Genomic DNA, 25,526 nt, shown 5'->3' with positions numbered 1-25,526 from the left:
GGTGCGTCATGCGAGCTGCTTTCTACGACCGACAAGGCCCTGCAAAGGAGGTGCTCGCCGTCGGCGAGCTCCCCGATCCGCAGCCGGGAGCGGGAGAGGTCCGGGTGAGGGTGGTCGCGTCAGGCATCAATCCCTCCGACATCAAGACGAGAACCGGATTTGGCGGCAAGGCCATGCCGTTTCCACGGATCGTGCCGCATCAGGACGGCGCGGGCGTCATCGACGCCGTCGGTCCCGGCGTGCATCTGTCGCGCGTCGGCGAGCGCGTCTGGATCTACATGGGCCAATGGGGTCGTGCGTTCGGTACTGCGGCGGAATTTGTCGTCGTGCCCTCCGTGCAGGCCGTCAGGCTGGCCGACAACGCATCCTTCGAGATCGCAGCGGCGCTCGGCGTTCCAGCGATGACAGCGCATCGCTGCCTCTTCGCCGACGGAGACCTGCGCGGCAAGCGAGTCCTCGTCCAAGGAGGAGCAGGCGCCGTCGGCAATGCAGCGATCCTTCTTGCGAAGTGGGCGGGGGCATGGGTGGCGGCGACGGTGAGCCGTGAGCAGCAAGCGGAGGTCGCGCGTGCGGCGGGCGCCGATCTTGTCGTCAACAGGCGCGAGGAAAATGTCGCTGCGGCCGTCCGATCAGCCACCGGCGGCAATGGCGTCGATCGCATCGTAGACGTCGATATCTCCGCCAACATCGACGTAGCAATCGCCTCTCTCGCCCGCGACGGTGTCGTGTCGGCCTATTCGACGGAATCGCCAGATGCGAAGCTGACGATTCCGTTCTTCCCGGCGCTGCTGGGCGGCTTCTCGTTCCGTTTCGTCTATGTCTACACCATGCCGGAATCCGCGATGAGGCAGGCAGCCGATGAGGTTTCGGCCTGTGCCGCATCGGGGGTATATGCTCCGCTGATCGCGAAGACATATGCGCTTGACGAAGTGGCCGAGGCACACGAGTTGCAGGAGAGCGGGAAAGCTGTCGGTAAGATTCTCCTCCGAATCCAGAACGCGTGATGCGATCCCATCAAGCTAGCTTATGAGGCGATGACGGCTTTCGGCTCCAGGAACGCCTCGAGGCCGAACACGCCATACTCGCGACCGATACCCGACTGCTTGAACCCACCAAAAGGAGCGAGAGGTTCATGGGGGGCGCCGTTGACGACGACGCGGCCGGACTCCAGGCGATCCGCAAGCGCCTGCATGCGCGCGACATCGGTGCCATGCAGGTAGGCCTGAAGTCCATACGGCGTGTCGTTGGCGATGGACACGGCTTGGTCCTCGTCTCGATAACTGATTACCGACAGGACCGGCCCGAATATCTCCTCGCGCGCGATACGCATCTGGTTGTTGACGTGAGTGAATATGGTTGGCTTCGTGAACCAGCCTCGCTCCAATCCGGCAGGCCGTCCGAGACCACCCGTCAGGAGGCAGGCGCCCTGTCGTGTCCCCAGCTCGATATAGGACTGGACCCGGTCGTACTGCTTTTGACTAACCATCGGTCCGATCATTGCGTCCGGATCGTCGGGGGCGCCGATCTTGAATGTCTCGATCTCTTGCTTCAGCCTGGCCAAAACGTCGTCGAGCCGATGGCTGGGAACCAGAATTCGGGTGCCGGCAATGCAGGCCTGGCCGCTGTTGATGAACCCCATCCGCAGTACGGCGGGAATAGTCGCGTCCAGGCCGGTATCGTCGAGAATGATGTTCGGGCCTTTGCCGCCGAGTTCCAGCGTCACGCGCTTGAAGGTGTCGGCCGCGTTGCGCATGATTTCCCTGCCAACCGCGGTAGAGCCGGTGAACGTCACCTTCGCGATATCAGGATGCCGGCTGAGCTCTGCGCCGACGACATTGCCGAGCCCGTTGACGATGTTGAATACACCCTTCGGCAAACCCGCTTCATGAAGGCACTCGGTGAGGATCTGCGTCTGTATCGCGCTCATCTCGCTGGGCTTGATGACGATGGTCGTGCCGGCGGCGATGGCGGTCGCAAGCTTTGAGGTTATGAAGCCGATATTGCTGTTCCAAGGCGTGATGGCGGCGGCAACGCCAGAGGGCTGCATGAGGACGCGGGCGCGGCCCATCTGTCGCTCGAATTCATAATCCTCCAGAACCTTCGCCATGGTCAGAAAGCTTGAAGCAGCGTGGGGAATAGCGAACCGGGTAACGGTCTGAGGAGCACCATATTCGAGTGCCATCGCTTCCGTTAGGTCGGAGGTGTGCGCCGCGACGGCTGCGTTCAAACGCTTAAGCATCTCGATACGCTCGGCCTTCGTCGTCCGTGAGAACGCCGGGAAGGCACGTTTCGCGGCGGCGACAGCCTCACGTGCATCTTCGATGCCGCCAAGCCGGACTGTGCCGATCTTCTCCTCTGTCGACGGATTGTAAAGATTGGCGGTCTCCGATCCCTTCGGTGTGACGAAGCCTCCGTCGATATAAATCTTGTCGATGATGGGCATCTCAAACTCCTTTTGCTGTTCTGTCATATCTGGCACTTCGACCCTGTCCTGATAAGGAGGTCAAATATGCCCAGCCTGATAGGAGATTACGGACAATGATGCGCGGCTCACTTGCTGAACTTGAGGCTGTCCTTGCCGTCTCGTCTCGAGGCGGGTTCCGGGCCGCGGCGCGGGAGCTCGGAATATCGTCGTCGTCGCTGAGCCAGCAGATCGCTGCGCTGGAGACCCGCATGGGCGTCAGGCTTTTCAACCGCTCGACCCGGAGCGTGGTCCTTTCAGCCGCGGGAGAGCAGTTCGTCGCAAGCGTCGGACCGGCGCTAGAGGCGATCCGCAACGCCGTCGAGCATATCGATGAACATCGGGCAGAAGCCACGGGCACCTTGCGGATCAATACATCCGTCGGCGCAACGCGGATGATCCTGACACCGTTGATCCTGGAGTACATGCGCCGGAACCCGCAGATGGGGGTGGAGATCGTCACGGAGGGTGCGCTGGTCGATGTCAACGCAAAGGGTTTTGACGCCGGGATCAGGATCCGAGAAGCCGTTCCTCCCGACATGGTGGTCGTCCCGATCGGCGACAGCATCCGACCGGCCATTGTCGGGTCGACCGATTACTTCCGCCGCTATGGAAAGCCGGAGGTCCCGGCAGAGCTCCAAAACCACTTGTGCATTCGTGCACGAATGGCGAGCGGAACCATCTATCGCTGGGAGTTCGAGCGGCGAGGCGAGAGCTTCGCGCTCGACGTTCCCGGCAGGCTCGTGCTCGACGATAGCGATCTGATGCTCCGGGCCGCGCGTGAGGGGGCGGGGCTAGCCTACCTGAGTGAGTGGCAGGTCGAAGATGATCTTGCTGCCGGTAAGCTGGAGCAGGTTCTTGCTGACTGGACCCCGCCTTATCCCGGCTTATGTCTCTACTACCCCGGAAGGCGCAATCTGCCGGCGAAGCTTCGCCAGCTCGTCGACTTGATAAAGGAACTGCGGACAACCGGAACGATGTGAGCCGCTGTTCAGCTTGGGAGATCGCCCGACGGGATGGATGCGAAGTTCACCTTTCATCCTGGCGCTACCGAACTATTCCGCTCAGCGTAACAGTCCAGTGCCGAACATGAGTATTCAGCCGCGCGGTTGCGCATTGCATCCTGTGTTCACGGATCGGGAACGAGCCCGGCCTTCAATCAGGAGCGATCACATGAAACTTTATCACCACCCGCTGTCAGGTCACGCGCACCGCGCCCGGCTCTTCCTTTCTCTGGTCGGGCTCCCCCACGAGCTGGTCGAAGTCGATCTGAAATCTGGCGCCCACAAGCAGCCCGACTTCCTTAAGATGAACCCCTTCGGGCAGGTCCCGGTGCTGGCGGATGGCGATGTCTTCATTTCCGATTCCAACGCGATCCTGGTCTACCTCGCCAAGAAGTCGGGCAAGACGGAATGGCTCCCGGAAGATGCAAAAGGGGCCGCCGACGTTCAGCGCTGGCTCTCGGTTGCAGCCGGTGAAATTGCTTACGGTCCGGCAGCTGCGCGTCTGGTGACGGTCTTCGGCGCCAAGTTCAACCCAGAAGAAGTTATCGGCCGGGCACATACCATCCTTGGCCGGATCGAGAGCCATCTGCAAGGGCGCGAATGGCTGGTGGGCAACCGTCCGACCATCGCCGACGTCGCGGTCTACAGCTATGTCGCACGGGCCCCAGAGGGCAACGTCGACCTCAGCGCCTATCCGTCCGTGAATGCCCTGCTGCGCCGGGTCGAGCAACTTCCGGGCTTCGTCGATTTCGTCAAAACGCCGGCCGGTCTTGCCGCCTGAGCCTGGACAGGGCGTGCGGCACCTCGCACGCTCTTCGCCTCTTTTTCTGGAGAACAGAGATGTCCGTGAAGCTTACAAGATTGCCGACGTGGCATGAAGGCGAGACCTTTATTCAGGAAAAGCTCGGCGTAAAGGAACGCATGGCCTCCGTCGGCCAGCGTGTCGTTCGCGATTTCATGCCGGACCAGCACCGTGACTTCTACGCCCAACTCCCCTTCATCGTTCTCGGGAGCGTCGATCAAGCAGGTGACGCCTGGGCGACCGTTATCGAAGGCCAGCCGGGGTTCATGTCGTCGCCTTCGCCTGCCATCCTAGACATCCTCGCAAGCCGAGATCCCAGCGACCCGGCAAGCGAAGGACTGGCGGACGGCTTGCCGATCGGTCTTCTCGGGATCGAGATGCACACACGCCGCCGCAACCGTATGAACGGCTTTGTCTCGACGATCGATGGCGGTTTCCGCGTCGATGTCGACCAGAGCTTTGGAAATTGTCCGCGTTACATTCAGCTGCGCGACTTTACATTCGAACGCCAGCCCGAGACTTCGTTTCAAGGTGAGGTTGAGGAACTGCCCGCCCTCGATGACGAGGCGCGCGCGATCATTCGGGAAGCCGACGCCTTCTTTGTCGCGTCCTACGTTGATCGCGAGGACCGGCGCCAGGTGGATGTGTCCCACCGGGGCGGCAATGCGGGGTTTGTCCGCGTTGGTGACGATGGCGTCATGACGATCCCGGATTTCGATGGCAATCTCTTCTTTGCAACGTTGGGCAACATCCTGATGAACGGAAAGGCAGGACTTCTGTTCGTGGATTTCAACACCGGCGATATGCTGCAGATGACGGGCAAAGCCGAAGTCATATTCGACTCCCCCGAGATCGCCGCTTTCCAGGGGGCAGAGCGGTTCTGGACATTCAAGTCGACACGGATCGTACGTCGCCGCAATGCACTGGCGTTGAGATGGGCTTTTCAGAAGGACGGCTGGTCGCCGAGTTCCCTGATGACAGGCAGCTGGAGCCAAGCGGCCGACCGTCTCCGCGCCGCAGAGTTTGCCAAGAGCTGGCGGCCAATGACCGTCACCGCGATCGTTGATGAAAGCGCGACGATCAAGTCTTTCCACCTCCAGCCAGGCGATGGCGCAGGGCTACTCCCGCACGCGGCCGGTCAGCATCTGCCCATCCGCATAAAGCTGCCCGGCGAAAATAAGGCGGTCATTCGCACCTACACGCTCTCGGTCGCGCCGTCCGACGGGATCTACCGCATCAGCGTCAAGCGCGATGGTCAGGTATCTCAGTTCCTCCATGATCGCATCGCCGTTGGCGATGTCATCGAGGCGCGCGCGCCGGCCGGCCACTTCAGCATAGACGCGCGTTCAACCCGTCCGGCGGTGCTTCTTGCAGGCGGCGTCGGCATTACGCCGATGCTCGCGATGCTCCGTCATATCGTTTACGAGGGGCTCCGCAAGCAGCGCGTCCGCCCGGTGACGTTATTCCATGCGTCCCGTTCCAAGGCCGATAGGCCGTTCGATCAGGAGATCGGGGAACTGGTCGGTGCGGCCAAGGGCGCCGTGCGGCTGGTCAGGATCCTCAGTGACACCACGGATGCCGAAGAGGGCAGGGATTTCGATGCCGCAGGGCGGATCGATATGGCGATGCTGACGCGGTTCCTTCCCTTCAACGACTACGATTTCTATCTCTGCGGGCCTCCCCAGTTCACACAAGGCCTCTATGACGGACTGAGGGCTCTCAACATTGCTGACGATCGCATTCAGGCTGAAGCCTTCGGTCCGTCGTCGCTGGTCCGCACAGGGCAACCCACACCAGCCCTGATGTCTCCTGTCGCGCAGCCGTCCGAAAAACCTGTGCCCGTCGTGTTCACGAATTCCCTGAAAGAGGCACGGTGGACACCTGGTTCCGGCACTCTCCTGGAACTTGCCGAAGCGCGTGGCCTCGACCCCGAATTCAGCTGCCGCGAAGGCAACTGCGGCACGTGCCGGACCAAGCTCGTCAAGGGTGCCGTCGCTTACGTCAAGCAGCCCACCGCGAAGATCGACGCGGATGAAGTGCTTCTCTGCTGCGCTGTTCCCGCAGACCAGAACGGCGGCCTGCAGCTCGCTGTCTAAGGGCCGATTGCTGCGTCCGACGTAATGGACCCTTGTTCCCTTTCGATGTTCAGCAAGCCGCCCCACCAGGTCATATTCAATCCCAAGGGAGCGACGTCTCCCTCAACCAAAAAAGGAGAATACAATGTCACGCATTCCTACCCCGGCAACGATCGACGACGCTCCGGAAGCCTCTCGTCCGATCCTCGAGACCATCCAGAAGCAGATCGGCTCCGTCCCCAACATCTTTCGTCTGGTTTCCAACAGCCCCGCAGCGCTGTCGGGCTTGACGTCGCTCCAGGGCGCACTTGGCAAGGGAAAGTTGCCGCCGGCCACCCGCGAACGCATCGCCCTCGCCATGGCTGAAGCAAACGGCTGTGACTATTGCTTGTCCGCCCACACCTTCACCGGCAGGAAGTTCGCCAAGCTCGACGAAAGTGAAATCGTTGCCAACCGAAACGGCACATCCAACGATCCTAAGGCAGCGGCCGCTGTCGAGTTCGCCCGGGCTCTGACGGTCGCTCGCGGGTCCGTCGCGCCAGCCGAAATCGCCAAGGTTCGCGATGCCGGCTACAGCGATGCCGAGATCGTCGAGATCATCGCCCATGTGGCCCTCAACACCTTTACGAACTACGTGAACGAGGCCCTCGACACCGAGATCGACTTCCCCCGCATTGACACTGCTGCCTAAGGCCAAGCCTGGAGGCGGCGCAAGACTTACCGCCTCCCGCCCCGCGGTCAGAAATCATCCCGAGAGGAATTTTACCATGTCCCGTCCACCGCTTCCCCCATTCACCAGAGAGAGCGCGATTGAAAAGGTCCGTCTTGCAGAGGATGGCTGGAACAGCCGCGATCCCGCCAAAGTGGCGCTTGCCTATACGCTCGATACCCGTTGGCGCAATCGCGCCGAGTTCGCGAAGAACCGGGCCGAGGCCGAGGCTTTCCTGACCCGCAAGTGGAATAAGGAGCTCGACTACCGCCTGATCAAGGAACTCTGGGCCTTCACCGGCAATCGTATTGCCGTCCGATACGCCTACGAATATCGCGATGACAGCGGCCAGTGGTTCCGTGCCTATGGCAACGAGAACTGGGAGTTTGCCGAGGATGGCCTTATGCGGGAACGTCATGCAAGCATCAACGAACACCCGATCGCTGAAGTCGATCGCAAGTTTCGTTGGCCGCTGGGCCGCCGCCCGGACGACCATCCTGGCCTGAGTGATTTCGGCTTTTAGACGGCTGAGCCAGGAGATGGAAAAATGGCCGGCTCGTCAATCGGTGCTCGCATAAGGCTTTCAATAGAGCTTGCTCTCACGGGAGCCAACGCGAGCAAATCGCTGCTGGCGAAACAAGAAGAAGCCGGTCGTGCCCTTGGCATGACAGGCGCAGAGATGGATGTTGCCAGGCAAGGTTCCAGCTTCGATTTCGAGACTTCGGTCGCGGTCTCGCTTGCTTTGAATGCCTGTCGGGAGACGCACCAGCGCGCCCTGCGCGCCGGTCTTTCCGAGGAAGCCTGCGCGGAGATAGAATTCATCTCGCAGGCTTGCCGTTCTCAATCGGATGATCCCGTGCCTCTTGAGGCTTCGTTTTTAAGCCCCTAAGGTCTTGGAATTTCGACCGGTTCGGGGGAATGGATGGATCGCTGGCAAGCAATGAGGATCTTTGTAAAGGTCGCCGAAACCGAAAGTTTCGCGGACACCGCACGCCAGATGTTCATGAGCGCACCGGCTGTCACACGTGCCGTTGCCTCGCTCGAAGATCTTATTGGTGCGCGCCTACTCGTGCGAACCACCCGCTCGGTGAAGATGACCGAAGCAGGCGTTCGCTATTTTGAAGATTGTCGCCGGATCCTCGCCGATATCGCAGAAGCAGAGGCGGCTGCCGGCGGTTCCTACGCCACGCCGACAGGGACTCTCTCCATAACCGCGTCCGCGCTGTTCGGCCAGATGTACGTTCTTCCGATCGTGACAAGCTATCTCGACACCTATTCGACCATGAGAGCGAAGACGCTATTCATCGATCGACCGGTCAACATCGTCGAGGAAGGGATCGACGTCGCGGTGCGTATCGGTCATCTTCCGGATTCCAATCTCTCGGCCGTCAAGGTCGGAAGTGTTCGTCGCGTCATGTGCGGTTCTCCGAAGTACTTCGAGCGCTACGGCGTTCCGAACTCGCCAACCGATCTGAAGGACCACCGCATCGCAGCATCGACCGCAGCCTGGGCTTCACCTGAGTGGAAGTTTCGCGACGATCTGCGAGTATCCGTGGATGCAGCTTTACAATGCAACACCAACGAAGCGGCGATACAGTCTGCGCGCGAGGGATGGGGCCTGACCAGGGTTCTCAACTACCAGATTGGCCCAGCGCTCGTTGCTGGAGAGCTACAGATCATCCTCAGTGAATTCGAAGAACCACCTTTACCCATACACATCCTTCATCCGGAGGGTCGGCACGCTCCAGCAAAGGTTCGCACTTTCGTCGATATGGCTGCAGCAAGGCTGCGCGAGAACCGCCTTTTCAATTAGCCCTTCAATATCACCGAGCTAGGCCTAAGCTCGTGGAGCGAACTGCGTCCGCCCGCCGTCTCTTTGCGCGGGATTGCCGTTTGACCAGACAACATCCGTGGCCAAGAAGCGCAATAGTCGTACCGTAAGTCGATCCCTAGCTGCGATCCGTCGGTGGGCGTTAAACAACGCCGATACTACCGTAGCGATTCATCCAAATGGCCGACCGCCTAGCCACACTCATACCATCAGATGTAATAATCCCTTGTCGAATACGAACGTTCTCCTTCCAGGCCGAACGAGCGATGTTGGCTGCGGGCAACAAGCCGCCCACAACCACTCCTGAGGAGAGCTACAATGTCTCGCACTCTTGCCGCCCTGCTTTTCGCATCCGCCAGCATCTTTGTTACAACCCCCGCAAGCATGGTGTTCGCCGAAACGCCGGCGATTTCCCAGCAGGCATCTGCAACGGTTCACTATCGCTCCGTGAAAATCGACGGCGTCAACGTGTTCTATCGCGAAGCCGGTCCGGCCGACGGCGCCGTCGTCGTCCTGCTTCACGGCTTCCCGACATCGTCGCACATGTTCCGCAACCTGATCCCGCTGCTCGCTGACCGCTACCGCGTCATCGCTCCTGACTATCCGGGCTTCGGTCAGAGCGATGCGCCCGATCACACCAAGTTCGAGTATTCCTTCGGCCACTATGCCGATATCATCGATACGCTGCTGACCAAGCTCGGTGCTACCAAATATTCGATGTATCTCATGGATTATGGCGCACCCGTTGGCTACCGGCTGGCGCTCAAGCATCCGGATCGCATCACCGGAATGATCGTCCAGAACGGCAATGCTTATGACGAAGGCATCCGGGATTTCTGGAACCCGATCCGCGCCTACTGGAAATCAGGGGCAACCAAGGACCGGGAAGCGCTCTCGGTGCTCGTTGCACCGGAGACAACCAAGTTTCAATATACCGATGGCGTCAAGGATCTGACGCGCATCAGCCCCGATAACTGGGTCCACGACCAGGCACTGCTCGACCGGCCAGGGAACAAGGATATCCAGCTCGATCTGTTCTACGATTACCGCACCAACCTGCCGCTCTATCCGCAGTTCCAGGCATTCTTCCGCGACCGTAAGCCGCCGACGCTGATCGTCTGGGGCAAGAACGACAAGATCTTCCCGGAAGAGGGCGCGCATCCCTATCTTCGCGATCTTCCCGAAGCAGAGTTCCATCTCCTTGATACAGGCCACTTTGCGCTTGAAGACAAGCTAGACGAGATGGCTCCGCTGATCAGGAGCTTCCTGGATCGCAAGATTGCAAAGTGAAAACGGAGTGAGGCTCCCGCACCGGCTGAGAACAGTTCGGGAAGCCTCCTCCACAAGCCTCTCTTCATGGGCAGCCATTTGTTCTATACGCTTGCCGCATCTCTCCTCCCGCGGCAGGCGTTTTGGTTTGCCTTGAGATGGAAATATTGGTCATCATTACCGTCGGCTCTGGTTTGGCGATCGCAGGGACAGGTCGTCGGTTCAGATCCCATCAAGCGCGCTGGGACCGACTAAAATGCGGGTGGCGCCACCACGATGCGGTGCTTGTTGGGTATACGTCTGCCGCAGGACAGAGCAGGTAGCGGGCGTGAGACAACCAACAGAGTTTTGAAAGTAACTTCTCAAAGTCGACCGTCGTTGTATTCGATCAGATCCCAGAGATTGCCATAAAGGTCCTTGAACACGGCCACGACGCCGTAATCTGCTTGTGCCGGCTCGCGCACAAATTGAACGCCCTTCGCGGTGAATGCGCGATAGTCCCGCCAAAAATCGTCGGTTCTTAGGAACAGGAAGACGCGGCCGCCTGCCTGGTTGCCGAGCCACTGCGTCTGATGAACGTTCGATGCGCGAGCGAGCAAGATCGAGCATCCCTGGGCTCCAGCCGGTCGAACGACCACCCAGCGTTTGTCCTGCGCCGGCTGATACGTGTCTTCGACAAGATCAAAGCCAAGCTTCCCTACGAAGAAGGCGATTGCCTCGTCGTATTCTCGAACGAGTAAAGCGACATGCGTGAGGGACTGGGACATGAGGTTCTGGTAATAAGTGGAAGTGGCACTTCTCCGCCGGCGCTTATCTCCGCTGGGTGTCATCGCATTCCTGCCTCTGCAACGCCTTTCGGAAGGAATACGAGACACACGAGCCCAAGAGTAGCTGACAGGAAGCTCGCCAAGGCGAGCGGCCACCACCCCGAGTTAAGGAAGGGTGCAGCAGCGGCAGTGCCTGCCGCTGTAAATCCCAGGATACTCGCCACGACCAGCGCGGCGCCTCGCGAGTGATCGCCCTTCGACGCGATGATCGCTTGATGGAAGCCGATCGGACCTCGGATGCCGAAGCCAGCATTCGTGATCACCCAGACAGGTATGATGACGCCAAGGCTCCTCCCACCAAATCCGACGTAGGCCAGGATCAGCGCGAAACCCGCGAACAGGCCTGTCGTTCCGATGAAGATCATGCGCTCCACTCCGAACCTGCCGGCCAGCTTACTCGAGAGATTGGAGGCGAGGATGAAGTTCGCAATCCCACAAACCTGCAAGAGAATGAAATCCCCGATGTTGCCGCCCATAACCTCAGTCATGATTACGGGGGCGCCGAAGACGAAGACGAGGATCGCCGCTAGCGAGAAGGCCTGGCTTAAGGCGTGCCGGAGAAAGGCCGCCTCGCGCATGATAGACGCGTAGGTGCGATGGCTCTCTAGGGCTTCTGCCCGATCCGGAAGCAGGTGTCCGTACGCGATGCTGGCGGCGGCACAGAGGGTCGCCAAAATGGCGAGGACGACAAAGGACATCTCCCACCCGCCAGCTTCGAGCAGGAAAACGCCTGCTATGGGGGCGAGCGCCGGAGTGAGGGATTCAATCGAGCCCAGTCGCCCGAACATGCCGGCTGCCTTCTCGCCAGTGAAAAGGCCCTGGATGAAGCCCGGCGCGAAGACTGCCGGACCGGAGCCGAACGCGCCCTGGGCGAACCGAAGCGCAACGAGCCACTCCAAGGACTGCACCATCACCGATGTGATCGACGTGATTGCAAACAGCGCCAGCGACCAGATTAGGAGTTTGCGAGCCGAATACCTTGCGCCGAGTTCGCCAAAGGTCAGCAACCCGACAAGCGTCCCCGCCGCATAGGCGGCAAGCACCATCTGAGCGAGGGCTGGGGTTCCGCCGAGCTCCCGCGGCATTATCGGGACGGCTGGTAGAACGAGGTCGGTCCCGGCGATGCCAAGTATCGTGCCGCAGGCGACGAGAGTGAACATGAAGGCGGGAGATGCAGATCGGGTCATGGCCGCAGATACCATTCGGGCATGATCAAAACCATCACGCCACGTTTATAACGGTCTTCAAATTCGTTGATGGATGCAGACGATAGGGCCCGCCCAGTGCCCCAACGTTCGGATGCCCTGGGCGTCAATCGTCTTAGACGACGTCCTTGGCGCATGACATCCTGGCGTCCTGTCGGCCGTGAACTAGGCCGACAAGACGTTTCTCGGCCAGCAAGGTGCCATCAGGCCTTTGCCGCCACCGGAAGACGAAACGGCGCCCCGAGGCGATTGAACGCGTTCATCGCAGCGATCGTAATCGTCAGATCGACGAGATCCTTCGGTTCGAAAGCGGCGGCAGCGGCGGCATAGGCCTCGTCGGAGGCATGGGTCTGGCTGACATTCGTGACTTCTTCAGCCCAGGCCAGTGCTGCTCGCTCCTGCTCGCCGAACAGGTGAGGCACCTCGTCCCACACCGGAACAAGCGTGATCTTATCGACGGACATCGTCTTGCGCAGATCGCGACCATGCATGTCGATGCAATGGGCGCAGCCGTTGATCTGCGACACGCGCAGGAAGACGAGATGAACCAGCTCTTCAGGCAGGTTCGTCTTCTTGGTGACGTAGTGATGGACGCCGAAGAGCGCCTTGGCACCCTCGGGGGCGACTTCGGACCAGTTCATGCGGGACATATCGTTTTCCTTTCTCGTGGACACGGTTCTCCGTTCGCCGGAGAAACCGTCGTTGCTTGTGCAGTAGGGGAGGGTGTAGGTCTGGTAGGTAGCGCTACGGCTTGCGCGGTGTCGTCAGGGCGGTGTCATCGGTATCGACGACGAAGACGGCGAGCAGTTTCGCCGGCTCGGTCTTGCTGGCGTTAGCGCTGACGTCGTGGCGGTCGCCCGGCAGCTCGGTGAAGTTTTGACCGGCGATGAAGGTCTTCGTCTCGCCACCGTTCACGGCGCTTTGGATGGCGCCTTCGAGAACCGTCGCGTAGATCAGCGCGGACTTCGCATGCGTATGGGCTGAACTATAACCGCCGGGTCCGTACTCCACGAGCACGCCCTTGACGCTCTTGCCGGGAACGTCCGGAAGAGGATGCTCGTAGACCAGAGTCACCTTGGCGTCTTTCGTGTCGTATGCGAGTCCCGGCTTTGCGACGTCGTGAGCGGAAGCCGTGGTCAGCGAGGCAGAGAGTGCCGCGGCGGCATAGAGGATTGTCTTCATAATCGTTCTCCTTGTGCTGTGGGAGCTCACGCCCGAAGCCATTCGGCTAGCGTGATCGCGCCCTTGATGTAGTCTCCGCCGGGAACCAGTGAGCCGGTGACAACGGGGGCGCCGAAGTAGTCGACAGCCGCGTCGGCGTTGACCGGACGAGCGTCGCTCTTGGCATCGAGATAGGTCCGGATGAAGGATTCGAACGGTCCCCGTTCAGGCCCGGCAAGATCAACGGATCCGTTCTTCGGCTCGCTGAGCGCGGCTTCCACCAAAGCAGCGGCGACGTCGTCGGCCGCGATCGACTGGAAGTCGATATCCGGCACTTTCACCGCGCCGTCGGCCGAGTAGGCGTCCACCAGCGTCTCCATGAACTCGTGGAACTGTGTCGCACGCACGATGGTGTAGGCCTGGCCCGATGCTGCGACGGCCTCTTCTTGGGCGAGTTTGCCGGCCATGTATGGGTTAGCGGCGAGGCGTTCCGCGTTGACGATTGAGAGGACGACGTGATGACGCACGCCCGCGGCCCGTTCGGCGCTCGTCAGGTTCCGGCTCGACGTGCCGAAGAAGTCGTTGATGACGGCCTTGTCGAAGGACAGCATGTTCGACACGTCGATGACGGCGTCAGCGCCCACGAGGGCTTCGGCTAGTCCTTCGCCCGTGTAGGCGTTGATGCCGTTGCGGGAGCTTGCGACGACGGCTTCGTGACCGGCGTCCTGCAGCAGTTTCACTGCCTTCGAGCCGATCAGGCCCGTGCCGCCGATAACGACGACCTTCTTCATCTTGGTCATGGTGCTTTCTCCTATGACGAGGCGCGATTGCCCGTCCTGCGTTCGTGGAGTTCGAGGAAGGCGCATCCGCGGGCGGCGATACCGCCGTCGTCGTCTGCACCAAGGTTCGCCAGAAGGTCTGCGACGGACACCTTGGCGAGTTCTGCGCGATAGGCCTTCTCGGCCTTCAGCATCGCGGCGTTAATCTGGCAGGGCTTTGTAAAGTAGCGCTGCGGCAGAGGGTTCGGCCCCCGCTGGCGGATCTCGGCGCACCGGAAGGCGGGCGCCGGACCTTCAACCGCGAGGACGATGTCCAGGAGACTGATGTCCTTCGGCGTCTTGGCCAGACGGTAGCCACCTTTCGGTCCAGGCGTCGTCACGACGATCCCGGCGCCGGAAAGCGCCTGCAGGTGCTTAAGGAGGTAGCTCGTCGAAACGCCGTGGAGTTCGGCCAGTGCTGCTGCAGACAGTACGCCGTCGTCCGAAAGGCCCGCCAGGAAAGCCGTGCAGTGAATGGCTTGCTCCACGCCTTCGCTTAGTTTCATGTTGCATCTCCTAATCGTGGATATAAAATATCTATGATTAGGCTGGTGTCAATCCCCGATCACGTCGTGTGCTCACAATTCATAAAATGAGATCACAAAACGGGTTTTGGGTGCGGGTGCCTCGCCATAGTCAGGATGCTCGTATTTCCCATCTGCTGACGGGATATTCATACTGCGCCAAGAAGGATGAGGCAGGCGCGATGCCTCTGTTGCAAATATTTCAGACGGCAGCGAAGAAGCTTTCTCGGGTGCGATCATACGGGTTTGGCGTCGAAGTTCTGTTCGAGCATTGCCGCCACCTCGGGTAGCGTTTGGATCAGCCCCTAAGGCCCGTTGAACGATTTAAGCCCCTCCACGAATGCGCCGATTATGCCGTAGCAATCGGTACGGAGAACACTGCGAGGCCGCGCGGCCTGCGGGGCGAAGATCGGTAAAAAGGGGCGCAGACGCCCCTTTTTATTTTCGATCGGCCACAAACGGCCGTGGCATGGTTCATCCACGCCGGATTCGGATCAGCCCTTGATAAAAGCCAGCAGATCCTCGTTCAGCACGTCGGCGTTGACGGTAAGCATGCCATGCGAGAAGCCCGGATAGGTCTTGATCTGGCCGTTCGGCAGAAGCTTGATCGACTTCCTGGCAGCATCGGCAATCGGCACGATCTGGTCGTCTTCGCCATGGAGGACGAGTGTCGGGACGGTGATCGCCTTCAGGTCCTCAGTCTGGTCCGTTTCGGAGAAGGCCTTGATGCCGTCATAATGAGCCTTCGCGCCGCCCATCATGCCCTGACGCCACCAGTTCTGGATCACGCCTTCCTGAACCTTGGCGCCGTCACGGTTAAAACCGTAGAATGGGCCGGCCGGAACATCGCGGAAGAACTGCGCACGGTTGGCGGCAAGCGCTGAACGGAAGCCGTCGAAGACTTCGATCGGCAGGCCTTCAGGATTGGCGGCGGTCTTGACCATCAGCGGTGGGACCGCGGAGACGAGGACAGCCTTGGCAACAAGGCCGGCCTTCTGGCCGAACTTTGCGACATAGCGGGCAACTTCACCGCCGCCGGTGGATGGCCGATATGGATGGCATTCTTCAGGTCGAGTGCCTGGACGACGGCGAAAGCGTCGGCTGCGTAGTGATCCATGTCGTGACCATCGGCGACCTGGGCAGATCGGCCGTGGCCGCGCCGGTCGTGAGCGACGACGCGATACCCCTTGGAGAGGAAGAACAGCATCTGCGCGTCCCAGTCATCCGACGACAGCGGCCAGCCGTGGTGGAAGACGATCGGCTGTGCGTCCTTGCGCCCCCAGTCCTTGTAGAAGATTTCAGTGCCGTCCTTGGTTGTTACAAAGCCCATGTCGATATCTCCTTGCGATGAATTGTTAGTCGAAGAGTTGTGTGAGAAGGCGAGCGCCGGGATGCTCACGCCGGCAAGCGCGATGCTTCCGATCAGTACGCTGCGCCTCGACACGAAAAACCGATCTTTATCGGATGCCATTGCTTTCTCCTGTCGCGCTGTGTTTACGAATTCCGTATTTGACAAAGAGAAAGTATCGCCATCTTCTGGCAGAAACACGTGGCGGAAATGACTTTATCCGAGGCAAAAGTGGCAAAATGCGAAAAGCCTGATTTCATAGAAGTGGGGTTGCTGATCTACCCGGATTGTCAGTTGGCCGCTGTCTATGGACTGACCGACCTGTTTCGCGTCGCGAGCGACTGGTCGACGGATCTACAAGTGCCGACAAGCCTTCGCACCATCCGCGTCAGCTACTGGAAGATGGAGGACGGTGATGTGTCCTGTACATGGGACTCACGCTCGGGAATTCCGCATTCGCTGAGCTACGTTATTGCGCCACCGAGCATCATCATGCCGGAGAAAATGCAGAGCATGAGTCCCGCCTCGCGATGGCTCGCTTCCCAGCATGCGCGTGGGGTCACCGTCTGTTCAATCTGTGCCGGAGCGTTCGTTCTAGCCGAAACCGGGCTCATCGACGGTCGGCGCGCCACGACCCACTGGGCTTTTGCCGAAAGGCTTGCCGAGCAGTTTCCCAATATCAACGTCTCACCGGACAATATGATCATCGATGATGGTGATGTAATCACCGCCGGCGGTATTCTCGCCTGGGCGGATCTCGGCCTGCTGCTTGTCGAGAAGCTGCTCGGACAGGCCGTGATGCTGGAGACGGCACGCTTTCTCGTCGTAGATCCACCGCGTCGCAGTCAGAGCCAGTACAAGGCTTTTCTTCCGCGCTTCGATCACGGCGATATGGAGGTCCTGCAGGTCCAGCATCAGTTTCATGCAACACCGGAGCTACAGAAATCGATTGGCGAGTTGGCGGAGAGCGTGCATCTTTCAGAGAGGACGCTCCAGCGACGATTCTACCGTGCGACGCGGCTTAAGCTAACCGAATATCTGCAGAATGTGCGCATCATGAAGGCGCGGCAATTGCTTGAGACGACAAACGCTTCGGTCGAGAGCATCGCATATACAGTCGGTTATGCAGATCCAGCCGCATTTCGGAAGATATTTGGCCGGCTGACGGGCGCCAAGCCAAACGTCTACCGCGGCGATGCGCGATTCTAATCATCGGCAAATTGATGCCTTTCCAGGTGATCGACGGGCCGCCAGTTTCTTATTGGCAGCTCGCGCCGTGCGCGGGCACCGGCGCGAATGGACCAGGACGGAGCGCGGCGCGTAGAAGCCGAAATCGTTGAGCGACGAATAAGAAACGGGAGTTAAGTGTCTTCTGAGGCCGCCAGTCTTAAGACAAGCGCGATCGAATGTAACGGTCGAGGGTTCGGCTCTCATCAAGGCGAAGACGCTGATCGGCCATGGCGTCCGCAGCACCGGCGGCTTGCGCCCGACAACGGGTAACCCGGCGTTTAACGCGCTTTCCCTTATGCTCCCAAACCAGCTCATGCCTTTCGCACTCGCAGTTGAGCCAGGGCCAAGAGAGCCAGTGCGGTACAAGTCACTCAAGCTCGTGTGGCCGGCGGACCTGCAGTCAGCAGCTGTCCCTTCATTGCCAAACGAATTGTTGCCATCGCAATGATCAGCACGACTAGATTGGCAGAGATAAAGAGCACAGGTGCGATAACGATGGTAGCGCCGTGATCGCCTTTGACAGCCAGCAGCATGCTGGCGGCGGCCAGCGCCGTCGACCCAAAGGTGAAGGCCCAGAACGATGGTGAGAAACCTTCTTCCATAATCCACGGTAGCATCCGCACGAGTAAGATCGCCTGCAGCATCGCATAGCCGAGCAACGCGTGCGCGAAGATGTCTGGAAGACCGCCGCCGACGGAAAGGTAGGCAACAGCGCCAACGGCTGGAGGTGCTAGTTGGATCCCCAGTGTGGCACGAACACTGGCTGGCATCATCGGTCCAGAATAAAGGCGATGGAGTAGGACCGATTCGATTGCGAGCCACGAAAACAAGGCGGCGCCGAAGGCTAGCTGACCCCAATCTGGTGCACCAAACAGGGCTGCCGTGGTTCCGGTCACGAAACCTCCTGCGACCGCCGGCAGGTAGAGCACTGGCGTTGTTGCTCCGATATCCCGCTCGCCTCTTAACAAGAGCCCGGTGCGCCAGATAGCGAACGCTAACGTATAGGTCGCACCTAAAGCAAATAGCCCGGTGGCGAATGCTCTTGAATAAGGTAGCATCCCTTGCGCGACGAGCATGGTGGCAACCCCGCCAAGACCTATGAAACAGCATTGGACTGGATGCGCCGCCTCAGCTTTGGCCATGGCCGGTCGAAGAACCCATTTTGCCATATAGAGGATGGAGACCAATAGCCAGGTGGCGGCTGCTGCGAACGTTAAGAGCTCGCCGATCAACTCCGGCAGACCCCACAGGTTGTGCGCAAGCCGCCATGTATTGGCAAGGCCTGCTAATCCGAGAACCATGCCAAAGAAAGATGCAGGGATTAGCGGCAATTTGCTAAGCTCCATCACGATTTTACCCTCTTCTACGCTTTGGGGACATCAGCTTGGTTACATGCATCTGCCCAGCATATCGACTTAATCTCTAGCCTCCCGTGAGGCTGCGAGCGCTAAGGATCCGTGTATGTTTGCAGGTGCGTTCAGTTGCTGAGCGATCTGGGTCATTTCGGCGCGACGCTTGCCCTAGCCACCAAAACCACACGCTCACGACGTAGACTAGTCCAGTGGCAAAAGCAGGTGTGACGTCGTCTTCGTGTTGGACTGCCTGACGCGGATACTGATTGTCGCCAATATCCGCTCGAGTTTTGTGCTAAGTCAGGTGGAATATACAAGACGCTACCGACATGACATCTGCGGTAGCGCCGGTGTCTAACCTGTCATGCGGATGGAGGCGGATCAATTGTTGTAGCTTTCCAGATCTTGTCGAGAGCCAAGGCTACCAGTTCCATCACTGCGGCAGCCGCACCGATCATCCAGACATCACCCAATGCGATGATCCCCGCGCCGATTGCGCTACCGATGGAAAAGCCGAGATACATGGTGGACGTGTTGAGGGAGAGCGCGACCGAGGCTTGGCCCTGGCCGCCCGCAACGATCAGACGGGCCATCTGGGCGGGAGAGAAGGACCAGACGCTGAAGCCCCATCCGGCGACGGCGAGAAGTGCCAGAGAGACGGCAGCCTCCGGCAATGCTGTGGCTACCGCCAAAGCTGCGAAAGAGAGGGCGAGCACGACAAGCGAGATGCTCGCGACCTTGAGCGATCCGAAGCGATCGTTCAATGCGCCGCCGGTGAAAACGCCGAGTGCCGCGAATATGCCCCAGAGCGTGACGGTTGCCGCAATGCCCCTGTCGGCGAAGCCCAGCGTCTGGGAGAGATAGGGGGCGATATAGGGATAGGCCGTGTAGGCGCCCATCGACCAGAACAGTGTCACCGAGAGGAGTTTCAGAACGGGAGCCTGGCGGATGACGCCGATACGGTCAGCAATGCTTACGATGGCCATATGCGCACCGGCATTGCGTCCAACGCCTGTCAGGATGCCGATGATCGCAATGGCTCCCATGGCGGCAACCATAAGAAATGTCGAGCGCCAGCCGAATGCATGGCCAATGATCGAACCGAGTGGCAGGCCGAGCGCAATCGCAATGGTCATGCCGCCGCTGACGATGGCAAGCGCACGCCCCCGTTTTTCTGTCGGTACAATCATGCCGGCAAGAGCATTGGCGTTCGGCGCATAGAGACCGGCGGCGACAGCCATCAGGATACGGGCACACATCAGCGTGCCGAACCCGGGCGCGAAGGCCGCAATCAGATTGCCGACTGTGAATATCGTCATGGCAAGCAGCAACGTGTCCCGCCGGCGCAGCCCGCCGGTAATGACCGTTGCGATAGGAGAGCTGAGCGCTAGCACGAGGGTAAAGACAACGACAAGCATGGCCGTCGCGGAAAGGCTCATGCCCAGATCGGCAGCGATGGTCGGCAACAAGGGAGCTATCATAAAACCCTCGGTACCGATTGCGAAAGTACCGAGTGCCAGGACCCATGCCGGCAGCATGGATGGCTCGGGCTGCCCCGAATGCTCGCCCTTCAAGGGAATGGCGGATTTCAGATCATGTTTCTGCAGCAAGGTAACCTCCTGCCGAATGCCCGGCTGCCCGTTCGGCAACCGGGTGGCGGCCTGTCTCTGTCAAACGGGGATCGGGTTGGCAGCGAGAGCCTCGTTGAAGGCGTTGAAGAGCGCGTGCTCCCCGCTGCCCGGATTGTCGCGGATGGCCTTGATTTCCTCGACATAGATTTCTTCGGATTCCGTGCCGAGGCCCTTCATGGTCTTCTCGATGAAAATGTCGAGCGGCATGGCGCGAGGATCGCCGCTCTTCTTGACGAGGTCGGTATCGACCCACGGCGGCGCGATTTCCTGGACGCTGACATTGGTGCCGCGCAGCTGGAAGCGTTGCGATAGCGCATAAGAATGCAACGCTGCCTTTGTGGCGGAATAGACTGCGGTGGAAGCGAGCGGCAGATAGGCCAGAACCGACGTGTTATGGATGATCGTGGCCTTCGACTGAGCCTTGAGATGGTCGATAAGAGCCGAAGTCAGGCGGATCGGACCAAGCAGGTTCGTGTCGATAATCCGACGTGACTGAGCGTCATCAATCTTTGCGCCCGCGTCATCAAAGGGCATGATGCCGGCATTGTTGACGAGGACATTGAGCCTCGGGTAGTCGCGGATCAGCAGCGTTGCGACGCGATCGATATCGGCCGGATCGGCAATGTCGAGCTCTATGCCTTCCATGCCCGGATTGGCTGCGGTCACCTCATCGAGCAACGCCTTGCGGCGGCCGGCGATGATGACCTTGTTGCCAAGGCGATGGAAGGATTCCGCCAATGCGCGGCCGATGCCGGATGTGCCGCCAGTGATGAAGATCGTGTTGTTTTCGAGTTGCATGGGTCTCTCCTTTGAACCGAGCGGCTGAAGGCCGCGCTTCGATGGAGAGATCTTGCATCAAGTCATCTATGTCTGAAATGACGCATAAACGTCAATTCAGGACATTACGCTGATCGACTGCTCGGCGTCTCCATGGCAATCGTCTCGCGCGGATCCATCCCGCGTGGTTTGCCATAGAGACTGATATTGGCGTCACCCCAATATTTAAGGGCGAGCAGGATCGGTTCCATGCTGCGGCCGAGCTCTGACAGCTTGTACTCTACCTTTGGCGGCACCTGAGCATAGACTTTGCGTTCGATCAGGCCGTCGTCCTCAAGCTCGCGCAACTGGTTCGTTAACATGCGGGGGGTCACGTTGACGATGTGTTTGCGCAGTTCGTTGAACCGCAGTGTCCCTGAAAGCAGGTGAAAGAGCACGACCGATTTCCATTTTCCGTCAATGAGGCCAACGGCAGCCTCAACCGAGCAACCGGGAGAACAATCGAAGCGCGAATGGCGAACTTTGGCCATAACAGTATCCTTTTTGATACTACGTGTGTGATTTGTGCGTATTGCGTGCTTTCGATAATAGCCCATTTTAGCTCCATATCAATCGACACGGCAGTCGATCATCAAAGGAGCACATCATGAAGGCCATCGGTTATAAGGCACCGGGAGCTATCGAGCGCGAAGACGCATTGCAGGACATCGAGCTTCCCCGGCCGGTTCCGGCAAACCGGGACCTTCTCGTTGAGGTGAAGGCCATTTCGGTCAATCCGGTCGATACCAAGATCCGCAAGGGCGCAAGTCCGGAAGCTGGACAGTGGAAGGTGCTTGGCTGGGATGCTGCCGGCACTGTCGTGGAGACCGGACCCGCAGCGAAGGATTTCAAGATCGGCGACGAGGTATTCTATGCCGGCTCTTTGATCCGCCCCGGAGCCAACAGCCAGTTTCACCTGGTCGATGAACGAATTGTCGGGTTAAAGCCGAAATCGGTTTCCGATGCTCAGGCCGCGGCCCTGCCGTTGACGGCCATCACGGCCTGGGAAATGCTGTTCGACCGGCTGGATATCCGCAAAAGCGTGCCGGGTGCGGCAAACGCCATCGTGATCATTGGTGGTGCTGGCGGGGTGGGCTCGATCGCCATTCAGCTCGTGCGGGCGCTGACCGATGTCACCGTCATTGCCACAGCCTCGCGGCCTGAAACGCAGGACTGGGTGAAGACGCTTGGCGCCCATCATGTGATCGATCATTCCAAGCCGATCGCCGAGCAGGTGGCAGCTCTGGGCATTGGCGCCCCGGCCTTTGTATTCTCGACAACCGAAACCCATCGCCATCTCAAAGAAATCATCGAGCTCATCGCGCCGCAGGGCCGGTTCGGGCTGATCGATGATCCGGAAAGCCTCGACGTGCTTGGCTTCAAGCGCAAGGCTGTTTCCACTCATTGGGAGCTGATGTTCACACGCTCGATCTTCGAGACCGCCGATATGGCCGAACAGGGCAAGCTGCTGAACGAGGTGTCTCGTCTGATCGATGCTGGCAGTATCCGCACGACCGTGACCGAAGTCTTGTCGCCCATCAATGCCGCAAATCTGCGCAAGGCGCATGCCGCCATCGAAAGTGGGCGAACAAAGGGCAAGGTGGTGCTCGAAGGGTTTTCCGACTGAGGCAGCCGGATCTTGAGGCGGTGATCGCTCACAGTCGTTCACCGCCTGAGCTACTTGCAGTGACTTTCAACGAAAAAGGATGACCGTCATGAGTGCTCAGCCCTCTGACCAAATTGAACTTATTGCGCTTTTGCGCGCGAAGCCGGACAAACGCGTAGCCTTGTTCAGTGCACTGGCTGCCATCGTGCCTGACGTCCGCAAGGAAGATGGATGCCTACGATACGATCTTCACGTCGATCGCGACAATCCGGAAATGGCGGTCATGATCGAGAGCTGGCGGGATGAGGCCGCTCTCGCTGCCCACGCCGCCGGCGCGCCGTTTCAATCACTGGCCTTGCGTCTGGATGAGCTGCTTGCCGAACCTCTGCGTTTGCAACGCCTCCAGCATCTAGCCTGACAGCGCAAATTCACACCTGAAGGGAAAGGAAAAGGTTTATGACTTTGCTCAAAGATCAACGCGTCCTGGTGATCGGCGGCAGCTCCGGTATCGGACTTGCGGTCGCCGAAGCCGCAGTCGCCGCAGGCGCGCATGTCACCATTGCCTCTCGCTCACAAGATAAACTGCTCGCCGCCATTGAGAAGCTGGGACCTGGGACCGATAGCGCGGTATTGGATACCACGGATGAGCCGTCGCTTCAGAGCTTCTTCGTGTCACGGAAGGCTTTCGACCACGTCGTGGTCTCAGCGGCACAGACGCCGACTGGTCCACTGCGCAAGCTAGCTCTTGCCGATGCCCAGGCGGCAATGGAGAGCAAGTTCTGGGGCGCCTATCGGGTTGCGCGTGCGGCCCGCATCGCGGAGCGGGGCTCGCTGACATTGATCTCCGGCTATCTGAGCGAACGGCCATCCGCGTCCTCGGTTCTGCAAGGAGCGATCAATGCAGCGCTTGAAGGTCTGGCGCGTGGTCTTGCGCTCGAATTTTCGCCGGTGCGTGTCAACACCGTGTCACCCGGACTGATCGATACGCCGCTGTGGTCGAAGATGGCCGACGATGCCAAGGCGGCGATGTTCTCTCGCGTGTCGGAAAACCTGCCGGCAAAGACCATCGGCAAGCCTGAGCACATCGCCAAAGCGGTGCTGTTCCTCATGACCACGCCATTCGCCACCGGGTCGAACGTGCGGGTTGATGGCGGCGGTGCGATCGCCTGAGCGTGGTCGGATACTTTGTAGAGGCGAAGCAAAGATAGGGAAGATCACCATGTCTGATCAAAGCACTGCAACATCCGCCCGTTTCGACATCCTGGCGATCATGAATGAGTTTCCGCAAACAGCGGAGACGTTGCTGGTGGATACGTATCTGCGCGATACGCCTGCGGCAAGCTCAAGGGTGTTTCGCGTCTACAAGGGGACGCCGCCGCATTACCACCGCGGCAGCGATGAGTATCTTTATGTCCTCTCCGGGCGGGGCACCTTCTGGATGGAAGACCCTGCAACGGCGGCCGAGTTCGAGCCCGGACAACTCCTGTTCTTCGAACGGGGCACCGTTCATGCTCTGCCCACCATCCTTGAGGAACCGGTTGTCTTCCTTTCGGTCGATACGCCACGGCGCGACCCAACAGACATTGTCTTCGTGAACAGTGCAGACGGATCGCCCGAAACCTTTATCGCCTCAAAGCACGGTTGAGCGAGGATTTCCGCTCGTAAGCCAATCAAGGAAACGTAACCCGTGGTACGAACCTGGTTTATTACCGGCGTCAGCAGCGGCTTTGGTCGCGAGATGACCGAGCCGCCAGCCGCTCGGGGATCCGATCAAAGTAGTTCAGGCCATGATTGTCTCGGTTGATCAATCGCCGGCGCCCCGTCGGCTGGTGCTCGCAGTGATGCCTATGGCGCGATCACATGGGCGCTCAACGAACGGCTGGCCGAGGTGGAGCTGCAGAGGATAGCGCCGCCGCCACGGACATCGTTTAACCGAGAGGAGGGAGGGGAATGCCGGTGCCGACCATTCCCCTCCATGATGCTTATCAAGCCGTCTGGCTATGCGCGGAGTATCTGCCTGCCGGTCGGGCACTGGACAGATGCGGAAGCATGGCTGCCCTGGCGGCCTCCCAGTCATCCCATTCGGCTGGATCCATGAGGGAAGGAATGGTAGCGAACTCGCCGCGGTCAAGGCCGACGAGCGCAGCATCGACGAGATCCTCAGCCGACATGACCCATTCGGTCGGCAGGTTGCTCGCGGGAAGCCCGGCAATGTCCCAGAACTCTGTTCCCGTTGCCCCGGGGAGCACGACTTGAACATTGACCCCTGTCTCATGCAGCTCCTTGCGCAGAGATTGGCTGAAGGCCAGCACGAAGGATTTGGTGCCGCCGTAGACACCGTTGAGGATCTCCGGTCCAATGGCGACAATGGAGGAGATATTGATAATGGTGCCCTTGCCGCGCTGCCTGAAGAGCGGAACGATGGCGTAGGTGAGACGCATCGGTGCCGTGACATTGATTGCAACCATGGCCTGCATTTCCGTGACTGCGGCAGTCTCCAAAGGTGCGGCACTACCGAAGCCTGCATTGTTGACGAGATGCGTAATGGTTTCGTCCTGTGCAATAACCGTTTCCACCGCAGCCAGGCCGTCTTCCGTGCCAAGATCCGCGGCAAGTGTCCTGATCGACACGCCGTAACGCTCCGTCAATGCGGCGGCGACATCCTTCAAGCGGGCGAGATTGCGCGCCACCAGAATGAGATCATGGCCGCGCCGGGCAAAGCGGTCGGCATAGACGGCGCCGATCCCGGATGATGCACCTGTTATCAGAACGGTGCCGTGTGTGTTGCTCATTTTTCGCTCCTTTGATGATGGATTGGAACGTCCAATCCATGTTTCGATGGAGGGACATTAGCCGT

At 59.6% G+C, this 25,526-nt stretch carries 26 protein-coding genes and 1 pseudogene; 13 read left to right on the top strand and 14 right to left on the bottom strand.

Annotated elements, in window-relative coordinates; genetic code table 11:
• The first annotated feature begins 8 nt into the window (after window positions 1-8).
• On the top strand, window positions 9-1,004 hold the full coding sequence (locus EV281_RS27135) for an NADPH:quinone reductase (RefSeq protein ID WP_117195552.1): 996 nt from the start codon (window positions 9-11) through the stop codon (window positions 1,002-1,004).
• A gap of 20 nt (window positions 1,005-1,024) precedes the next feature.
• On the opposite strand, the gene EV281_RS27130 is transcribed toward EV281_RS27135, so the two are convergent.
• Window positions 1,025-2,443, bottom strand: a complete 1,419-nt coding sequence (locus tag EV281_RS27130) for an aldehyde dehydrogenase family protein (protein WP_132657481.1) — start codon at window positions 2,441-2,443, stop codon at window positions 1,025-1,027.
• A gap of 98 nt (window positions 2,444-2,541) precedes the next feature.
• On the opposite strand from EV281_RS27130, the gene EV281_RS27125 reads away from it, so the two are divergent.
• The 5 genes from EV281_RS27125 to EV281_RS27105 all read left to right on the top strand — a co-directional run bounded on the left by EV281_RS27125 (window position 2,542) and on the right by EV281_RS27105 (window position 7,574).
• A complete protein-coding gene (locus EV281_RS27125) occupies window positions 2,542-3,444 on the top strand; it encodes a LysR family transcriptional regulator (RefSeq protein WP_207896903.1) in 903 nt (300 codons plus the stop codon).
• Window positions 3,445-3,634: 190 nt separating this feature from the next.
• Complete coding sequence (locus tag EV281_RS27120) at window positions 3,635-4,246, top strand: glutathione S-transferase (protein WP_117195549.1); 612 nt, start codon at window positions 3,635-3,637, stop codon at window positions 4,244-4,246.
• A gap of 59 nt (window positions 4,247-4,305) precedes the next feature.
• Complete coding sequence (locus EV281_RS27115) at window positions 4,306-6,363, top strand: pyridoxamine 5'-phosphate oxidase family protein (RefSeq protein ID WP_132657477.1); 2,058 nt, start codon at window positions 4,306-4,308, stop codon at window positions 6,361-6,363.
• 124 nt (window positions 6,364-6,487) lie between these two features.
• Window positions 6,488-7,033: a peroxidase-related enzyme gene (locus EV281_RS27110; RefSeq protein WP_132657475.1), complete on the top strand. Its 546-nt coding sequence runs from the start codon at window positions 6,488-6,490 to the stop codon at window positions 7,031-7,033.
• A gap of 76 nt (window positions 7,034-7,109) precedes the next feature.
• A complete protein-coding gene (locus EV281_RS27105; RefSeq protein ID WP_117195546.1) occupies window positions 7,110-7,574 on the top strand; it encodes a DUF1348 family protein in 465 nt (154 codons plus the stop codon).
• 60 nt (window positions 7,575-7,634) lie between these two features.
• Here EV281_RS27105 and EV281_RS31295 read toward each other — a convergent pair whose 3' ends face one another.
• Window positions 7,635-7,895, bottom strand: a complete 261-nt coding sequence (locus EV281_RS31295; protein ID WP_165911965.1) for a hypothetical protein — start codon at window positions 7,893-7,895, stop codon at window positions 7,635-7,637.
• Window positions 7,896-7,973: 78 nt separating this feature from the next.
• Here EV281_RS31295 and EV281_RS27095 point away from each other — a divergent pair, with 78 nt between their 5' ends.
• A complete protein-coding gene (locus EV281_RS27095) occupies window positions 7,974-8,864 on the top strand; it encodes a LysR family transcriptional regulator (RefSeq protein ID WP_132657473.1) in 891 nt (296 codons plus the stop codon).
• A 336-nt stretch (window positions 8,865-9,200) separates the two neighbouring features.
• A complete protein-coding gene (locus EV281_RS27090) occupies window positions 9,201-10,172 on the top strand; it encodes an alpha/beta hydrolase (RefSeq protein ID WP_117195543.1) in 972 nt (323 codons plus the stop codon).
• A 341-nt stretch (window positions 10,173-10,513) separates the two neighbouring features.
• On the opposite strand, the gene EV281_RS27085 is transcribed toward EV281_RS27090, so the two are convergent.
• From EV281_RS27085 to EV281_RS27055, 7 genes and pseudogenes are all read right to left on the bottom strand, one after another.
• Window positions 10,514-10,918: a VOC family protein gene (locus EV281_RS27085; protein WP_117195542.1), complete on the bottom strand. Its 405-nt coding sequence runs from the start codon at window positions 10,916-10,918 to the stop codon at window positions 10,514-10,516.
• A gap of 59 nt (window positions 10,919-10,977) precedes the next feature.
• A complete protein-coding gene (locus EV281_RS27080; RefSeq protein ID WP_165911964.1) occupies window positions 10,978-12,180 on the bottom strand; it encodes an MFS transporter in 1,203 nt (400 codons plus the stop codon).
• Between the two features lie 206 nt (window positions 12,181-12,386).
• On the bottom strand, window positions 12,387-12,833 hold the full coding sequence (locus EV281_RS27075) for a carboxymuconolactone decarboxylase family protein (RefSeq protein WP_132657470.1): 447 nt from the start codon (window positions 12,831-12,833) through the stop codon (window positions 12,387-12,389).
• Between the two features lie 94 nt (window positions 12,834-12,927).
• Window positions 12,928-13,365, bottom strand: a complete 438-nt coding sequence (locus EV281_RS27070) for a cupin domain-containing protein (RefSeq protein WP_112435184.1) — start codon at window positions 13,363-13,365, stop codon at window positions 12,928-12,930.
• A gap of 26 nt (window positions 13,366-13,391) precedes the next feature.
• A complete protein-coding gene (locus EV281_RS27065) occupies window positions 13,392-14,144 on the bottom strand; it encodes an NAD(P)H-binding protein (protein ID WP_117195539.1) in 753 nt (250 codons plus the stop codon).
• Between the two features lie 11 nt (window positions 14,145-14,155).
• Window positions 14,156-14,668, bottom strand: coding sequence for an Rrf2 family transcriptional regulator (locus EV281_RS27060; protein ID WP_112435186.1), 513 nt, complete (start codon window positions 14,666-14,668; stop codon window positions 14,156-14,158).
• Between the two features lie 512 nt (window positions 14,669-15,180).
• Window positions 15,181-16,016, bottom strand: a pseudogene (locus EV281_RS27055) (alpha/beta hydrolase).
• A gap of 249 nt (window positions 16,017-16,265) precedes the next feature.
• Between EV281_RS27055 and EV281_RS27050 the strand changes: the two are divergent.
• Window positions 16,266-17,243 carry a GlxA family transcriptional regulator gene (locus EV281_RS27050; RefSeq protein ID WP_312862194.1) on the top strand — a complete coding sequence of 326 codons (978 nt, stop codon included), beginning with the start codon at window positions 16,266-16,268 and terminating at the stop codon, window positions 17,241-17,243.
• A gap of 392 nt (window positions 17,244-17,635) precedes the next feature.
• Here EV281_RS27050 and tehA read toward each other — a convergent pair whose 3' ends face one another.
• The 4 genes from tehA to EV281_RS27030 form a co-directional block, all read right to left on the bottom strand.
• Window positions 17,636-18,610: a dicarboxylate transporter/tellurite-resistance protein TehA gene (tehA, locus tag EV281_RS27045; RefSeq protein WP_132657570.1), complete on the bottom strand. Its 975-nt coding sequence runs from the start codon at window positions 18,608-18,610 to the stop codon at window positions 17,636-17,638.
• A 368-nt stretch (window positions 18,611-18,978) separates the two neighbouring features.
• On the bottom strand, window positions 18,979-20,226 hold the full coding sequence (locus tag EV281_RS27040) for an MFS transporter (RefSeq protein ID WP_207896899.1): 1,248 nt from the start codon (window positions 20,224-20,226) through the stop codon (window positions 18,979-18,981).
• A 60-nt stretch (window positions 20,227-20,286) separates the two neighbouring features.
• Complete coding sequence (locus EV281_RS27035; protein ID WP_132657466.1) at window positions 20,287-21,045, bottom strand: SDR family NAD(P)-dependent oxidoreductase; 759 nt, start codon at window positions 21,043-21,045, stop codon at window positions 20,287-20,289.
• Window positions 21,046-21,149: 104 nt separating this feature from the next.
• Window positions 21,150-21,554 (bottom strand): helix-turn-helix domain-containing protein, encoded by a 405-nt coding sequence (locus EV281_RS27030; protein WP_132657465.1) that lies wholly within the window; start codon window positions 21,552-21,554, stop codon window positions 21,150-21,152.
• A 116-nt stretch (window positions 21,555-21,670) separates the two neighbouring features.
• Between EV281_RS27030 and EV281_RS27025 the strand changes: the two genes are divergently transcribed.
• The 4 genes from EV281_RS27025 to EV281_RS27010 all read left to right on the top strand — a co-directional run bounded on the left by EV281_RS27025 (window position 21,671) and on the right by EV281_RS27010 (window position 24,314).
• Window positions 21,671-22,690 (top strand): zinc-binding alcohol dehydrogenase family protein, encoded by a 1,020-nt coding sequence (locus tag EV281_RS27025; protein WP_132657463.1) that lies wholly within the window; start codon window positions 21,671-21,673, stop codon window positions 22,688-22,690.
• 88 nt (window positions 22,691-22,778) lie between these two features.
• Entirely contained in the window at window positions 22,779-23,087 is a 309-nt protein-coding gene (locus tag EV281_RS27020) for a putative quinol monooxygenase (RefSeq protein ID WP_132657461.1), read from the top strand.
• A gap of 38 nt (window positions 23,088-23,125) precedes the next feature.
• Complete coding sequence (locus EV281_RS27015) at window positions 23,126-23,839, top strand: SDR family oxidoreductase (protein WP_132657459.1); 714 nt, start codon at window positions 23,126-23,128, stop codon at window positions 23,837-23,839.
• 49 nt (window positions 23,840-23,888) lie between these two features.
• Window positions 23,889-24,314, top strand: coding sequence for a cupin domain-containing protein (locus EV281_RS27010; protein WP_132657457.1), 426 nt, complete (start codon window positions 23,889-23,891; stop codon window positions 24,312-24,314).
• 340 nt (window positions 24,315-24,654) lie between these two features.
• Here EV281_RS27010 and EV281_RS27005 read toward each other — a convergent pair whose 3' ends face one another.
• The gene (locus EV281_RS27005; RefSeq protein ID WP_132657455.1) at window positions 24,655-25,461 is read right to left on the bottom strand and encodes an SDR family oxidoreductase; all 807 of its coding nucleotides are present in this window, start codon (window positions 25,459-25,461) and stop codon (window positions 24,655-24,657) included.
• Window positions 25,462-25,526 lie beyond the last annotated feature (65 nt).

Source organism: Rhizobium sp. BK418, from assembly GCF_004341105.1.
GTDB lineage: Bacteria > Pseudomonadota > Alphaproteobacteria > Rhizobiales > Rhizobiaceae > Rhizobium.
Note: the sequence above shows the minus strand (reverse complement) of the source record. Positions and strands in the feature narration are given on the sequence as shown.

What these genes read in the sequence shown, in the direction of transcription:
- EV281_RS27135 (WP_117195552.1), top strand. Translation starts at nt 9, where the DNA reads ATGCGAGCTGCTTTCTACGACCGACAAGGCCCTGCAAAGGAGGTGCTC.
- EV281_RS27130 (WP_132657481.1), bottom strand. Translation starts at nt 2,443, where the DNA reads ATGCCCATCATCGACAAGATTTATATCGACGGAGGCTTCGTCACACCG.
- EV281_RS27125 (WP_207896903.1), top strand. Translation starts at nt 2,542, where the DNA reads ATGCGCGGCTCACTTGCTGAACTTGAGGCTGTCCTTGCCGTCTCGTCT.
- EV281_RS27120 (WP_117195549.1), top strand. Translation starts at nt 3,635, where the DNA reads ATGAAACTTTATCACCACCCGCTGTCAGGTCACGCGCACCGCGCCCGG.
- EV281_RS27115 (WP_132657477.1), top strand. Translation starts at nt 4,306, where the DNA reads ATGTCCGTGAAGCTTACAAGATTGCCGACGTGGCATGAAGGCGAGACC.
- EV281_RS27110 (WP_132657475.1), top strand. Translation starts at nt 6,488, where the DNA reads ATGTCACGCATTCCTACCCCGGCAACGATCGACGACGCTCCGGAAGCC.
- EV281_RS27105 (WP_117195546.1), top strand. Translation starts at nt 7,110, where the DNA reads ATGTCCCGTCCACCGCTTCCCCCATTCACCAGAGAGAGCGCGATTGAA.
- EV281_RS27095 (WP_132657473.1), top strand. Translation starts at nt 7,974, where the DNA reads ATGGATCGCTGGCAAGCAATGAGGATCTTTGTAAAGGTCGCCGAAACC.
- EV281_RS27090 (WP_117195543.1), top strand. Translation starts at nt 9,201, where the DNA reads ATGTCTCGCACTCTTGCCGCCCTGCTTTTCGCATCCGCCAGCATCTTT.
- EV281_RS27085 (WP_117195542.1), bottom strand. Translation starts at nt 10,918, where the DNA reads ATGTCCCAGTCCCTCACGCATGTCGCTTTACTCGTTCGAGAATACGAC.
- EV281_RS27080 (WP_165911964.1), bottom strand. Translation starts at nt 12,180, where the DNA reads ATGGTATCTGCGGCCATGACCCGATCTGCATCTCCCGCCTTCATGTTC.
- EV281_RS27075 (WP_132657470.1), bottom strand. Translation starts at nt 12,833, where the DNA reads ATGTCCCGCATGAACTGGTCCGAAGTCGCCCCCGAGGGTGCCAAGGCG.
- EV281_RS27070 (WP_112435184.1), bottom strand. Translation starts at nt 13,365, where the DNA reads ATGAAGACAATCCTCTATGCCGCCGCGGCACTCTCTGCCTCGCTGACC.
- EV281_RS27065 (WP_117195539.1), bottom strand. Translation starts at nt 14,144, where the DNA reads ATGACCAAGATGAAGAAGGTCGTCGTTATCGGCGGCACGGGCCTGATC.
- EV281_RS27060 (WP_112435186.1), bottom strand. Translation starts at nt 14,668, where the DNA reads ATGAAACTAAGCGAAGGCGTGGAGCAAGCCATTCACTGCACGGCTTTC.
- tehA (WP_132657570.1), bottom strand. Translation starts at nt 18,610, where the DNA reads ATGGAGCTTAGCAAATTGCCGCTAATCCCTGCATCTTTCTTTGGCATG.
- EV281_RS27035 (WP_132657466.1), bottom strand. Translation starts at nt 21,045, where the DNA reads ATGCAACTCGAAAACAACACGATCTTCATCACTGGCGGCACATCCGGC.
- EV281_RS27030 (WP_132657465.1), bottom strand. Translation starts at nt 21,554, where the DNA reads ATGGCCAAAGTTCGCCATTCGCGCTTCGATTGTTCTCCCGGTTGCTCG.
- EV281_RS27025 (WP_132657463.1), top strand. Translation starts at nt 21,671, where the DNA reads ATGAAGGCCATCGGTTATAAGGCACCGGGAGCTATCGAGCGCGAAGAC.
- EV281_RS27020 (WP_132657461.1), top strand. Translation starts at nt 22,779, where the DNA reads ATGAGTGCTCAGCCCTCTGACCAAATTGAACTTATTGCGCTTTTGCGC.
- EV281_RS27015 (WP_132657459.1), top strand. Translation starts at nt 23,126, where the DNA reads ATGACTTTGCTCAAAGATCAACGCGTCCTGGTGATCGGCGGCAGCTCC.
- EV281_RS27010 (WP_132657457.1), top strand. Translation starts at nt 23,889, where the DNA reads ATGTCTGATCAAAGCACTGCAACATCCGCCCGTTTCGACATCCTGGCG.
- EV281_RS27005 (WP_132657455.1), bottom strand. Translation starts at nt 25,461, where the DNA reads ATGAGCAACACACACGGCACCGTTCTGATAACAGGTGCATCATCCGGG.